At 47.0% G+C, this 14,502-nt stretch carries 10 protein-coding genes; 4 read left to right on the top strand and 6 right to left on the bottom strand.

Translation table 11 applies throughout. The features are described 5' to 3' along the window. Window positions 1–122 precede the first annotated feature (122 nt). From AC1D69_RS00875 to AC1D69_RS00865, 3 genes are read left to right on the top strand one after another with little or no spacing between them, the layout of a single operon-like run. A complete protein-coding gene (locus AC1D69_RS00875) occupies window positions 123–1,037 on the top strand; it encodes an ABC transporter permease subunit (protein ID WP_495454267.1) in 915 nt (304 codons plus the stop codon). Next, window positions 1,034–2,002 carry a carbohydrate ABC transporter permease gene (locus tag AC1D69_RS00870; protein ID WP_495454266.1) on the top strand — a complete coding sequence of 323 codons (969 nt, stop codon included), beginning with the start codon at window positions 1,034–1,036 and terminating at the stop codon, window positions 2,000–2,002. Before AC1D69_RS00875 ends, AC1D69_RS00870 begins: the two co-directional genes overlap by 4 nt. A 41-nt stretch (window positions 2,003–2,043) precedes the next feature. Beyond that, a complete protein-coding gene (locus AC1D69_RS00865) occupies window positions 2,044–3,813 on the top strand; it encodes a type 2 periplasmic-binding domain-containing protein (RefSeq protein WP_495454265.1) in 1,770 nt (589 codons plus the stop codon). 125 nt (window positions 3,814–3,938) lie between these two features. Here AC1D69_RS00865 and AC1D69_RS00860 read toward each other — a convergent pair whose 3' ends face one another. Further along, window positions 3,939–4,727 carry an alpha/beta hydrolase gene (locus AC1D69_RS00860; RefSeq protein ID WP_495454264.1) on the bottom strand — a complete coding sequence of 263 codons (789 nt, stop codon included), beginning with the start codon at window positions 4,725–4,727 and terminating at the stop codon, window positions 3,939–3,941. 33 nt (window positions 4,728–4,760) lie between these two features. Next, a complete protein-coding gene (locus tag AC1D69_RS00855; protein WP_495454724.1) occupies window positions 4,761–6,275 on the bottom strand; it encodes a carboxylesterase/lipase family protein in 1,515 nt (504 codons plus the stop codon). A gap of 326 nt (window positions 6,276–6,601) precedes the next feature. Here AC1D69_RS00855 and AC1D69_RS00850 point away from each other — a divergent pair, with 326 nt between their 5' ends. Continuing rightward, the gene (locus tag AC1D69_RS00850) at window positions 6,602–7,423 is read left to right on the top strand and encodes an AraC family transcriptional regulator (protein ID WP_495454263.1); all 822 of its coding nucleotides are present in this window, start codon (window positions 6,602–6,604) and stop codon (window positions 7,421–7,423) included. 141 nt (window positions 7,424–7,564) lie between these two features. On the opposite strand, the gene AC1D69_RS00845 is transcribed toward AC1D69_RS00850, so the two are convergent. From AC1D69_RS00845 to AC1D69_RS00830, 4 genes are all read right to left on the bottom strand, one after another. Beyond that, entirely contained in the window at window positions 7,565–9,037 is a 1,473-nt protein-coding gene (locus AC1D69_RS00845) for a glycoside hydrolase family 43 protein (RefSeq protein WP_495454723.1), read from the bottom strand. A 58-nt stretch (window positions 9,038–9,095) separates the two neighbouring features. Then, window positions 9,096–10,523, bottom strand: a complete 1,428-nt coding sequence (locus AC1D69_RS00840; RefSeq protein ID WP_495454262.1) for a glycoside hydrolase family 43 protein — start codon at window positions 10,521–10,523, stop codon at window positions 9,096–9,098. Between the two features lie 82 nt (window positions 10,524–10,605). Then, a complete protein-coding gene (locus tag AC1D69_RS00835) occupies window positions 10,606–12,858 on the bottom strand; it encodes a glycoside hydrolase family 95 protein (RefSeq protein ID WP_495454261.1) in 2,253 nt (750 codons plus the stop codon). A 156-nt stretch (window positions 12,859–13,014) separates the two neighbouring features. Next, on the bottom strand, window positions 13,015–14,442 hold the full coding sequence (locus AC1D69_RS00830) for a family 43 glycosylhydrolase (RefSeq protein WP_495454260.1): 1,428 nt from the start codon (window positions 14,440–14,442) through the stop codon (window positions 13,015–13,017). Window positions 14,443–14,502: the final 60 nt, after the last annotated feature.

Here is a 14,502-nt window from a genome sequence, read left to right as displayed (position 1 = left end):
AGTTGGATGAATCCATCCTGAGAACTGCACTTTTAATGGAAGGGGGACGGCATTAGCTCCAAATGTTTAAGAAGAATAGCAACCCTACTGAAAGCTTCTATTATTCGAAAAGGAGTGACAAGATGCGTAGTCACAGCTTGAGAAGCAATTCTATCAGAAAATTTCTTTATATCTCTCCCTTTATGGCTTTACTTGCTGTCTTTGCATACTATCCACTCTATGGATGGGTTTATGCGTTCTTTGACTATATGCCGCCTATTCCTTTATCTCAAGCGCCATTTGTCGGTTTTAAATGGTTTCGTTCATTGGTAGAAAACGAGGTTAAGGTCAACCAACTTCTTCAAGTCGTCAAGAACACGTTCGGCCTGAGTGGAATGAGTTTACTTTTCTCCTGGCTTCCCATGATTTTTGCAATCTTCCTGACGGAGATCAAAGCTGTGCGTTTTCGAAAATTTATTCAGACCGTAACTACTCTTCCGAACTTTATCAGTTGGGTATTAGTATATTCACTGGCATTTACCATGTTCTCAAGTGAAGGTATTTTCAACGGCTTTTTAACCCAGATGGGGCTTATCGATTCTCCTATACTCCTTCTTCAGAAATCAGACGATGTCTGGGTTACGATGTGGATGTGGGAAACATGGAAATCATTAGGTTGGGCAGCCATTTTGTATATAGCGGCAATTATGGGAATTGATGAATCTCTATATGAAGCGGCTTATGTAGATGGTGCAACAAGAATGCAGGTCATCCGACATGTCGTTTTACCAAGTATGTTGCCGACTTATTTTGTACTATTAATGCTTCAAATTGCAGGCTTTCTAAACAATGGATTGGAGCAATATTTTGTTTTCCAGAATGCATTCAACAAAGACACCATACAGGTGTTGGATCTCTATGTATACAACCTCGCCATGGGGGGCGGTAGCTATTCCGTTTCCGTCGCGATCAGTGTGCTGAAGAGCCTGATAAGTGTTGTTCTTCTCTTTTCCGTAAACGGGCTGTCCAAAATGTTAAGAGGAGAGGGCATCGTATGAGTGACAACCAAACAGAACTAGCGCCAAATGTCAGTAAAAATAACAGCCGCATTCCCAAAAAAATTAAAATGCAGACAAGTACAACCGATAAAATAATTTCTGGTACGATCTATTTCCTTTTTTCTCTCTTTGCATTTATTTGTGTATATCCCTTTTACTCGATCATTATCAATACCATAAGCGCCAACGACCTCAGTGCCAGAGGCGAAATTATATTCTGGCCGAAGCAGATCCATTTCCAGAACTATATTGATGTGTTTAAAATACCAGGACTGTGGGATGCATTTGTCGTTTCTATGGGAAGAACGGTAATTGGTACACTTTTGACTGTTGGGGCGTCCGCCTTTTTGGGCTTCATGTTTTCACAGGAGGATATGTGGGGGAAAAAATTCTGGTACCGTTTTACCATACTTACAATGTTTTTTAATGCCGGCATTATTCCATGGTATTTAACTATGAGATCCCTACATCTGACCAATAATTTCCTGGCATATATTCTACCTTCAATTGTAGCTCCATTCTTCATTATCCTTGTAAAAACGTTTGTGGAATCTACGCCCAAGGAATTGCAGCAGGCGGCCAGCATTGACGGTGCCGGGATTCTAACGATCTTTTTCAAAATTATTTTACCCATCAGTAAACCAATATTGGCTACAGTCGCTATATTCTCGGCAGTGAACCAATGGAACTCCTTTCAGGATACGTTGTTGCTGGTAACAGATAGCAAATTGTACAGTTTGCAGTTTATTCTATATAACTACATCAATCAAGCCAGCTCCTTATCCACCATGGTCAATTTGCAAAATGCCGGGTCAACCGCCATGGCCACTCTATCCACCAAGCAAACCACCACGTCCATTCGTATGACAGTTACGATTATCGTTGTTGCACCTATTTTACTTATTTATCCGATTTTCCAAAGATTCTTTGTCAAAGGAATTATGATTGGTGCAGTGAAAGGTTAATTTGCACTATTATGATAAATTAATGATCTAGGGGGCTGTACATGGCTAAATACAGTAAGCTGACAAGAAAATCAATGATACTCATTGGCACTACTCTTCTTCTGGGGACGACAGTATTCAGCGGATGCAGCAACAACAATTCTAGCAAAGACGCAGTTACATCAACCGATTCATCCGATCCGGCTGCTGGAATCGATCACAGCAAACCTCTTACCATTACCTTGTTCAACAACGCCGCAAATTACCAGGGAGAGCAGACTGGATGGTACGGAAAGTTGATTAAAGATAAGTTCAATATCACCTTAAATGTCCTGTCTCCACAGGTTGCGGGTGATCAGCTGTACAAGACAAGAGCGGCCTCAGGAGATTTGGGAGACCTTCTGATTATTGAAAACAGTCAGTTGGAGGAATTGATTCCAGCGGGTATGATTATGGATATAACGGACAAAATCAAAAATACCGAGTACCTGTCCAAATACGTGGATAATCACTTCAAGCCCTTTAATGCTGCATTTGAAAGTATAAATCCGGACGGTAAAATTTATGCCTTGCCGACTTTTACATCGGACACTTCGCCAACAACCTTCTCAGAAGAAATCCCTTACTCTAGTCCGATTATGCCTTGGGATTATTACAAGGGGATTGGCTCTCCTAAGCTGAATAATCTGACTGATCTGCTGAATGCACTGAAGCAGATGCAAGAGAAATACCCCAAGACACCTGACGGAAAACCAATCGTTCCGATTACCCTATGGAAGGACTGGGATAAAGGCAACATGGAAAATGTCCGTTGGTTAAGCAACTGGTACGGATATGAGCAACCGGATGGAACCTCAACCATTCAGCTGAATGTAAAAGGCGATATCGTTCCGCTCGTTGACGACAACAGCATGTACAAAAAAATTCTCAAGTTCTATTACGATGCCAATCAGATGGGGCTGGTTGACCCAGACTCTCCATCCCAGGATTGGAATAAGGTCTCAGAGAAGCTGACCAACAAACAGGTTCTGCTCTTATGGTATTCATGGCAAAGAGGCTTCTATAACACCATTGCAAGAGGTAATGAAGGGGACGGCAATGTGGCTGTTCCGATCGCAGATACCCACCTTATTCAGAATAGTGATGCCTACTTCGGAGACGGTAGAGTTTTTGCTGTTGGCTCAAAAGCAAAAGATCCAGATAGAATTATTGAATTCATGGATTGGCTGGCCTCTCCCGAAGGTCTACGCTACTATACCAATGGATTTGAAGGTTTCAATTATGAAAAAACGGCAGATGGCAAGTTAAAGTTGACTGAAGTAGGCCAAACTGCTTTTCAAGAAAACACCCCTGTTCCTGATCAGTACGGAGGCGGAGGATATCAAGACGGACAGAGCAAGATCAACTCTATGATTATGAGCGATTTTGTAGTAGATCCGGATACAGGAGAATTCTACAATAATAATTATTGGACCTCAACCATCGAGGCCAATAAGACTACTTTAACTAAGGAATGGCAGAAAACTTATAATGCAACCACCCCGACAGAGTACTACCAGATCAACAATATGATCGATATCGTGCCAAATATCAATACAAGTCTCGGGTCGGATTCGTCGGAAGTTAAGAATAAACGAAGTCAGATCTCTGATTATGTGAAGAACACTTCTTGGAAAATGGTATTCGCCAAGGATCAAGCAGAATTCGATCAGCTCTGGACCAAATTGAAGAGTGATGTGGTCGGTCTCGGTTGGAATGATGTCGTTGCCGTTGATACAGAAAGAGCTCAAAAAATCGTTAAGCTTCGTGCTGATGCAGTCGCAAGCAAATAAATAAATAAATGATTACATCAAACGATTGTATATTCTGATATTATCAAAGTAAGGGACGTTCTAAACAGCCGGATCCGGTCTGTGTGGAACGTCCCTTTTTGTCTTATGAGGCTACCTGTGAGCAGCTAGAAAATGAGCTTGGAGAACTGATATAAGCCGTTCTTCCAGACCGGCCAATCATGATCGCCGTTTTCCTCTACCCAGATATGCGGTACGGAATGCTGCGACAAATAGGCATGTGTCCGGTCACTGACATTCTTTAGGCTGTCCAGATCACCGCACGATAGCCAGAGCAGACTGAGCAGTTCTGCGGTCTCTTGCGGTTCCGGGATCAACAGCTCGGGTAGCTTCGTATTGGGAGCAGGCGAGAATGCCCCAATCCAAGCGAAGTGGTCCAGATTGTTCAGACCAATATTCAGGGACTGTCCTCCGCCCATGGATAATCCAGCAATGGCGCGGTTCATCCGGTCTGTCCGGACCGAATAATTCTCTTCTATATAAGGGATAAGATCGTGGAGCAAATCTCTCTCGAATGTTTCGAATGCTTGTACTTTGTCCGGGGCAAAAAAATCTCCTTCTGCTCGGTCATTCAGCATCGCTCGACCGTTGGGAAGAACAACGATCATGGGCTTCAACATCTGATCAGCATATAGATTATCCAGAATGATCTGAGGTTTGCCGTGAATATACCACTCATTCTCATCTCCGCCAATCCCATGTAGCAGATACAACACGCTGTATTCCTGCCCATCCGAATAACCTGGCGGCGTATATACCCTTACCTTCCGGGTGTTGCCTATTGTCCTGGAGGGATACTCTATGGTATGGATCTCCCCCCGGGCAATAACCTCTCTCTCCTTGTCATATTCAGATGGTGTCATTTGCATCTTATATTTCTGCTGGCTCTCGTTCAATACTGCTCACTCCTTTCTTATATGAATAGGCCCTCACTCGAAATATTGCTCAACCAGAAATTGCATAAGCTCACCCGGAGGCTCCTCCACAAATGTTGCTTTGTCTGCAAAGACCATGCCATAAGGCGCTTCTGGCGTACACGATTCCCATATAGGCATATTCTCGCCAGTGGAATCTTTGCCGTTCGGATTCCCTGTGCCAATGAAATAGGCAAGATAATTGCACATTTGACGGGCAAGATCGTAATGCTTCCCTACAAAAGGGCGCCAGCATTTAGCCAATGTCTCGAAATGAAACCACAGATCTACCGAATGAAAGGTTCCAGGATTATCCCAGCCCGGAATATCGGCATCAAACGTGTAATAATACATCGGAACACCGCTGTCGGAATCGCTGTTAGCCTTAACGGCAACACGAACCGCATATTCAATGTTGTTCACGGAAGCTTTATCGATCATTTCCTCCAGATTTCCTGAATCAACGGAACAGAGTTCAAGGTACTTTTCCGCTTCCTCTCCGAACAATTCAACAGCATTTCCTCTGAATTCCTCCACGCTGCTGGCGTCAGGAACACTGAAAAATTCAGACGAGGTATTTCCCAGCATGATCGGTACTTTATAGTGCTCTCCCTTCAGAAAAAGGTCATAAGGGTTACCTGTACAATACAACTGATCCATAACCGTTCCCCAGGATTTTCCGAATTCCAGTATTTTATCGCGAATATATATGGCATCAAGCATGCGGGCCTCTCTCAAAGTCGAAACTCCCATAAACTTAAAAAAGGACTCCCCCTCATCTTCAGCCTCCTTCAGTGTACGATTATGCGGAGGTACTGGACTGTTCGGATACAACGGATTAAAGATCCCGCTCATCATGACTGCCCGCTGAAACAACCCTTCATTCTGCGGCGAGGTCAATTGGCTCAGCACACTTCCGCCGCCAGCTGACTGTCCCCCTATCGTGATCTGGTCAGGATCCCCACCAAAAGAAGCGATATTGCGTTTCACCCACTGTGTACCTGCTTGCTGATCCAAATGGCCGAAATTAGCGGGAGCATCGGGGGATTCTGCGCTAATCTCTGGATGGCTCAGAAAGCCAAACGCGTTCAGGCGGTAATTTACGGTTACTACGACAATCCCCCTGCGGGCAATGCGTTCGCCGTCAAACTCCATTTCAGCCGTATGACCAACCTGAAATCCTCCGCCAAAATACCATACAAAAACGGGAAGCTTCTCATCAACGCTTACGGCCGGTGTCCAGACATTCAGATAAAGACAGTCCTCATCCATTGGAAGATCCGGATCTACCGACCATTCGCGGGTATATATATTATTCACATCTATGACGGTCGGGACCTGCATCGAAATAGGGGCAAAATCATATGCTGTCAATTTCCCTTCCCAGTCTTGCACAGGCTGGGGAGCACGCCAACGGTTCTCCCCCACAGGTGGGGCGGCAAACGGAATTCCCTTGAAGCTGGTAATACGAGGATCAGCCGCTGGAAGTCCTTGAACGATACCATTTTCAACTTGGACTACTCTTAACATATCCTTACCTCCCGTTTGTAATCGTTTACATAAATGGTTCTTTAATATAAAAAAGCCCACCTTTGCTGTAAGCCCAATGCATGAAGTGTGCTAGCTTCGGAGCGTACACTATGTCACCCGTGGTAACCAAGCATATCATTCCGATCATCGTTTTGTTGTGGTATTATAAAACAAATAACCTTCCTTCGTATTGATAAATTCTAATAAACAAAAACGTGCATTTCAATGTTAGAATTCAGAAACACCTCCAACATCGCATTAATATACAGTATAAATTATAGGGAAATACTGTATTCTAAACAATGATATTTCCTACCCAATTATTGATGTATCCGAAGAAAGGAGCAGCCATGCCTAAAATACACTATGTCGAATTTGATGCTACACACCCTGAAGATTTTGTGTACAATATACCCGAAGGATTTGATGCCTGGCTTCTGGTGCTCACACAAACAGCAGCGTTATTTAATGTTAACGGGAACTTGAAGGAGTTTCCTGCTCACTCTATTGTTCTATATCCACCTAAGCACAATATTTATTACCGCGCTTGTTCCCAAAAGTACATTAACGACTGGATCCGTTTTGATGCGGACGAATCCTACATTACAGAAAACAATTTGCCTGTTGGTATTCCATTCTCATTGCCCGATCCCGGCTATTGCCACCAATTGTTTCAACTCTTGACACTGGAGAACACTTTTCAGAACGACTATCGGGAGTTGTCCATTGACAACCTATTCAGAATCTTATTCAACAAGCTGTGCGAAGCGTCCCAAGATAAGCTGAGTCCACAATATTACAATCTTCTGGACTTACGTAAGACTCTTTACAATAACCCGGGCCATCCTTGGACTGTTTCATCCATGGCCGAGCATCTACACATAAGCGCTGGCTATTTACAAACCATATATAAATCAACCTTTGGTATTTCCTGCATGGAGGATGTCATTCATTGCCGGATTCGGCTGGCTAAAGAAAGGCTTGGTTTTGGCCAGCACAAAATTGCCGAAATCGCGGCACTCTGCGGTTATGCGAATGTGGAGCATTTCTGCAGGCAATTTCGACAGCTTACCGGCTATTCTCCTCGGGCTTACCGGGACACGCTTACCACCAAAGAACCAAAAAGCCTAGGAGAACAATTAATATGATTGAGGAATAGCATCTCCACTTGACTCGAGTGATTACGTTACCCATTACTCTTCATTAACCGGGCTATTCCTCTCCATTTCTCACACTCGACTATATTCCGCCGGAAAATGTTAAGCACATATATCTCTCCACGCCCGAGCCTAGTTCTGTCTGTGATAATGGAAATAATCGAAATCAACATAGCCACCAGACTGTTTGGTCGCGTAATTGAACAAGCCAATCCGGTATCCCATAAAATGATCCAGTGTATATTTCATATTTAGCGTCTGGCCAATCGGATTCCAAGCCGTTCCGTTCTCCGAATAAGAGAAATTGGCTTGATCTAGGCTATCCTCAAAATTGAAATCAATCCTGAGGTAGATCTGGTCACCGTTAAACTCTACACTCTCCACCGTCTCCCCTCCGTTGGCACACATGTTCACGCAGAATCGGCCTTGCTCTTTAGCGGCTATCTCAACAGAACCAAACCCGTTTTGCAGCGCCACCATTCCGGCCCTGTCGCCGGACCGCATGCCCGAGAGGTCCAGCACTGTCTCCGCGCTACAGGCTGGGCCCTCCGTTCGCTGTGTCAGCGTATTGCGAGCCAGCAGGACGCTGTCGGTCATTTGCCCGGTGCTCAGTCGCAGAAATCCCGGTCGCTCCGTGACAGACCATAGCTCATTGTCGGGATTATGGTTCCACTGCCAGTTCAACGCCAGCCGATTGCTTGCATAGTCGAACTCATCGCTGATAACAAGCGGTTTCGGTTCCGCAGCAGGAAGCCTTGTCGCTATGATTTGATGCGCTCTGCCGTTCTCTCCGATGACCGGCCAATCATTCTCCCATCTCACAGGAAGTACGCACGGAATCCGTCCAACCGCATCATGATCCTGGAACAGCATCGCGTACCAATCACCACCTTGAGTATCGACAATGCCGCCTTGCGCGACACCTTTATTACGGTAGCCAAGATCATCGTCCAACACTATTTTCCGCTCATAGGGACCTAGGATCTCGCGCGAACGGTAGCATAGCTGACGTCTGCGCTCATGGCCAGTTCTCGGCCATTCAATAAAGAATATATAGTAATAGCCATTCAACTTGTACGCATGACAGCCTTCAATCCGTAACCCGATGTCTTCCCGTTCACCTTCAATCAGCAGTTGATCGGTTCCGCCGGGCTTCACTGCCGTCAAATTCCTTGTCAGCTCCTTAATCCTGATATCGCCGTTCCCGTAGATCACGTAGTTGCGGTTATCATCATCCAGCAGTAGACCTGGATCATGATGAAGCCCTGGTATTACTGAACGTTTCCATGTCCCATGCTCGATATCCTCTGTCCGGTAAATATAGAACTGGTCCATGTCATTAGATGAGAAGCAAACATAGTAGAACCCCTCCTTATAGCGGAGGGATGCGGCCCAGGAACCTTTGCCGTAAATGCCTTTGCCATCTTGTAACCGGTGGGCCTCGTTATCCTCAAACGTATCATAGACATAATTCACAATTTCCCAGTCATTTAGGTTCACCGATTTCATGATCGGACAGCCCGGCATGGAATGCATGCTAGTGCTAATCATATAGAACATAGACCCTACCCGGATGACATCGACATCAGGGACATCTGCCCACATAACAGGATTAGTAATAGTGTTGGTATACAATATATTGGCCCCCTTGGGATTAGGTATGCTACTCCGTAAATTGCCAAGCTGCCAGCTTGAACAAGTCTGTCCCGCTCTTACCTGTAAATACTAGATAGAGGTCATGGACTCCCGCCGCTCCCTTGATCTCTGTCTTCAGCTCTACCCATTCCTCAGACACGTTCGGTGCAGGAACAGATAGCTTACCAACCAATAGGCCAGCCGGGTCATCCAGGTGAATCTCTAAGGTGCCGCCAGCTTCAAGTGTCATGATCGAAGCACTGAATACTTCTGCTCCCTGGCTTCCGAAGTCGACTCTGGATAACCCAATCCAGTCGCCGTTATTAATATCCGTTACAATCTGTTCTCCCCCCACAGTCATGAATTCTGTCTTCACGCCCGCGCTCCATCCTATCGTTGCACCCTGTATACGTTCATATGGGTTCAAGGTTTTGATCTGTTGCACCCCCTTGTAATCCGCTTCAATATCCTGAATGGAGCCGTCCTCATTATGGGAGAAGCGGTTGAGATGCGTCGAACGATAGCCATTCGCTATCCCCTGTGCCTTGGATAATGTCTGTGCGTGATAGGCGATATACCAGTCGTCATGAAATTGAAAAATCGCATGATGGTTATTCCCGGATACCCCGAAGAAATGTCCCGGATTCTTCAGGATTGTTCCGTGATATGTCCAGGGCCCCATCGGTTTGTCGCTCGTCATATACGCAATCTCTCCCGCAGGAGGACTGCCCTCTGGACGTTCTCCATCATAGAAATTGGAGCAGTAGGTATAATAGTAGGCTCCTTCCCGCTTATGTATCCCCGCATCCTCGAACATGAATGGAGCTGGAATAACCTCAGCAATACCCATTACGCTGGTCATATCATCCCCCAGTTCCATGACCCGTGCTGTGCCAGGCTCCGCAAACTGTCCTTCTGGGACACCGCCTCCGAAATAAATGTAGCCCTTCTCGTCGTCATCGACCAGGACCGCTGGATCGAACAACCAGGTTACATCCTCGACTCCCGGAGTAGAGCGCAGAATCAGTGCTTCCCCGATAGGATCAATCCATGGACCCATTGGAGTGTCACTCGTCAGAACGCCGATGCCGCTCGCATTATTGGCGAAGTACAGAAAGAACTTGTCCTTGCCATTGATCAATTTATGAACCGCTGCAGGCGCCCATGATTGGGTAGCCCACTTAGCTGCCCCCTCTGGTCCTGCCACCGCTATCGCACCGTGATCGGTCCAATTGACCAGATCAGCAGAGGAAATGACCGTAATCGTATTGATACTGCTATAAGAGTTCTCTTTCACTGTGCCATTTCCATCGTATTCTAACGCGTCGTTGGTCATATAGAGATAGACTCTGTCTTCAAATACCAGGGCATAAGGATCTGCTCCGTATCTGTGAGCAACTAGCGGATTGCCTCTTGGTGGTACCTTTCCTGTAGCCTGATTCAGTAAATATGTCATTTGATTCCCTCCATTGTGGTTAAGCTTTGATTCATTATTAGACAACTAAATATATAATCGATAAATTTATATTCCTTCTTATTTAGTTCTTATAGGGAAACAAATAGGAACTCCCTGCTTCACCTATGAACGACACGATATTTAGGCCTGGCCCTTCCAGTCGGCACGGGCCGGAAACCGCGCAAGTCACAACTACCTCTGTGACGAGTCCCTCTGCCCAGGCGAAATCAAGGGTATACCCGCCCCTCGCCCGCAGGCCCTTGACGCTTCCCTCACTCCAGCTTTGCGGCAGCGCGGGGAGCAATTGGATTGCCTCAGTGTGACTCTGGAGTAACATCTCTGCAATCCCCGCCGTTCCGCCAAAGTTTCCGTCAATCTGGAATGGTGGATGGTTATCTAGCAGGTTGGGGAGCGTTGAATGTTTGAGTAGAGCGCAGACGTTCGCATAGGCCTTATCTTTATCCTTCAATCTGGCCCAAAAGTTAATGATCCAGGCCCGGCTCCAGCCAGTATGGCCGCCTCCACTCGCTAGTCTTCGTTCCAATGTCATCCGGGTAGCTTCAGCCAGTTCCTGCGTATGCTCAACAGTGATGGCATCACCAGGGTACAGTGCAAACAGATGGGAAATGTGGCGGTGTCCCGGCTCCACTTCTTCATAATCCTCCATCCATTCCTGAATCTGACCGTATTTACCGATTTGAGTCTTTGGCATACGCGCCAGAGCGGCGGTGAGTTCTTCGAGGAACGCCTCGTCTTTGTCTAGTATCTCCGTGCTGCGAATGCAGGCCCAGAACAAGGCTTCAATGATCTGAAAATCCATTGAAGCCCCGGCACAAAGCACACCTGACTCGCCATTTGGAAGCTTATAGGTATTCTCAGGAGAAACGGAGGGGCAGGTAATCAGCCGACCATCTTCGTCTTCTATCATATAATCAAGTAGGAACCGGGCGGCCTCCTTCATCGTCTCATATGCCTGGGCTAGGAAATAACGGTCCTGGCCGAACCGGTAATGCTCCCAGAGATGCAGGCACAGCCAGGCGGCGCCCATGGGCCAGAAGGAAGCCGGCAAGTAAGTATCCTGTGGGGCCGTGTCCGCCCAGATATCCGTATTATGATGCGCCGTAAAACCTCCGCATCCATACATGACTCGAGCCGTGGCCCTTCCCGGCTCCCGCAACCGCTCGATCATGTCGAATAGTGGTTCATGACATTCGGTCAGATTGCAGATTTCGGCTGGCCAATAGTTCATTTGCACATTGATATTAATGGTGAATTTACTGTCCCAGGCCGGAGTGAAACTGTCATTCCAAATGCCCTGCAGATTCGCGGGTAAGGAGCCTGGACGGCTAGAAGAGATAAGCAAGTAGCGACCATATTGGAAATAGGTGGCTAGTAGACCGTTGTCCCCCTCCCCACTCTGAAACTGCTTCAGCCGCTCGTCGGTCGGCAAGTCGCTATGCTGCGGATTCTCCGGCAGCGTCAGTGTAACCCGCCCGTACAATCCGCGATAATCTGCAATGTGACGAGCCAGCAGCTCTTCATAGGAAACCTTGCTCAGCTCTACCAGCCGTCTCTTGGCATCAAGCTGCGGATCGGGATGGCGGAATGTGGTCCCTGCGACAAGCAGTAACGTGACCGAGCTCGCCCCATCTACAAGCAAATACTCACCGACGGTGCGGCAGGTGCCATCTTCGGTGACTGCCTTCAGGACGGCGGCAAAGGTGCTACCCCCATAACCACCGCAATTGCCAATCATCGCTAGTCCATTATTCTGCCATTTCTCTGTTTTCTCCAGGTATCTCCAGTTTTGACGGTTAAATCGCGCCTTCAGGGAAACCCCGTTCTTATGGTCGGAGGAAATCCGGATGACAATGGTCTGATCCGGATAGCTTGCCAGCATCTCGCGGGTATATCGGACCTCACCAATTCGGTAGCTGACCCGGGACACGCCACGTTCTAAGTCCAACTCTCTGACATAATCTTCGGCAGGCTGCCCGTGGCCGCCAAACGATAGCAGCAGCTCGCCCAGTGGCAGATAATGGCGCTGCGCTTCAGGCAGTCCCGCCATTGACATAGCTGCCAGCTCCTCCGCCTCCCGCAACCGTCCCTCCAGAATCATGCTGCGGAGCTCAGGCAAATGAGGCAGGGCATCTTCATTATTGCGGTCACGCGGGCCACCGTACCATACGGAATCCTCATTGAGCTGAAGCTTCTCCTCAGCTGTACCGCCAAAAATCATGGCACCTAACCGCCCGTTCCCAATCGGCAATGCCTCATTCCATTCCCGCGCCGGTTGGCTGTACCATAACCGCCGCTTGTGTTCCACACTTGTCATGATTGCAACGCTCCTTCAATCAGCCTCATATAGTATCGTGGTTAGCCAGCTCTACTAGCAACTTGATTATCTTAGAATCTAACTCGAGTCGAGCTAGTTCTTGAAACGTCCGTTCATATCCTTGAAACACTCCGTTAGGAAATGTCGCGTGGTGGGTTATTCCAAAGTAAATGAGGCCAAACTGGCGCTTCCGTTGCCAGTATACGTAAAATACAATGCTTGTACGCCATCAGGAATAGCCACTTCCGCACTGTACTCCTTCCAAACATTCGTAAATTCTACTGGTATTCGCCCTAATGTCGGTCCACTCCACGACGTTTTCACTTCAAATGCACCTTGGCAATATCCGCGCACTTTGATTATGACTCTAGTGATTCCTTCACATGCAAAATATTTAAACCCCGCAGTAGCCGAATCCGTCATATTGGCAATATAGCTGGTTTCCTCATCGCCATCCCTACCGTCCTGCGTAATCTTCGGAAACCGGCTATCCATCCATGCTCCGGTAGGACCGAATCCTCCTGTATACATTTCATGATGTTTGCAGAACAAATGGCAGGCCAGATATGCCGGATATTCTCCCTGACCCTCGAGTGGTCCTCCGTTCGAACCGCAAGACGTGATCTCCACCTGGGGAATGGTGCCATCCTTAAGGAATTCGATTCGCTCGATACAGCCTTGCCGAGAGAAGGCCGTTCCATTGGTGTGCCGGTGATAAAAAATGTACCACTCTCCATTGATCTCCACGATACTGCCATGATTGTTGCCGCCATAATACATTGGCTGGTCCGCCGGCTTGTACGTATCGATATGAAGATCACAATTGCTCACAATGACTCCCTGGTATGTGAAGTCTTTGGTCGGATGCTGGCTGCTTGCATAACACAGTTCATGCATGGAGATGGAGGAATAGATCAGATAATAGGTATCTCCCCTTTTGCGAATTGAAGGAGCCTCAAAGAACTCATAGTCTTCGAAGCCACTCCCTTTACTGTAGGGCTGGCTCGGTGCAACAAATACAGGTTCTTCAATTATAGTAAGCATATCCGGACCAAGTACCATTGCCATAGCACCGTGTCTGGATTTATCCCCAAATCCACAAAATCCAGTGTACAAGTAGGTCTTCTCTCCTTCAGTCAGTACGCCGGGGTCAAACTGCGGCTCATCGCCTTCCTTTTCCCCCAATCGTATTCCATCGGCATATCTTACATAGCCGTAGAACTCATACTTACCCCCCGGCTTGTCACAGACAGCCACCGAAACAACGGGAATCTTATCGAGCACATAATAGAGATAATACCGCCCGTCCGTTCCCACGGTGACGTCGGGAGCATATAAGCACATGCTACCTTCAGGATTAAGCGGGTCATCCGTAGTTCGGTAGATCACGCCTTCGCATCGCCAATCGGCCAGATTGTCCTCCGGTGCCGACCAGCATACATAGTCGTTCAAACAAAAAGCGTGTCCATTAAAACGGTCATGTGAGCCATACACATAGACTCTACCTTCAAAAACATATGGTTCTCCGTCAGGGATATATTCCCAAGACGGGAGATACGGATTTAATCCTTGTTTTTTCACCATCGTAATTTCACCTTTGTCATTTATGATTTTATGCTTGTACAATCACTTGGATGGAATAAT

The sequence above is a fragment of the Paenibacillus sp. Y301 genome, assembly GCF_059445505.1.
Note: the sequence above shows the minus strand (reverse complement) of the source record. Positions and strands in the feature narration are given on the sequence as shown.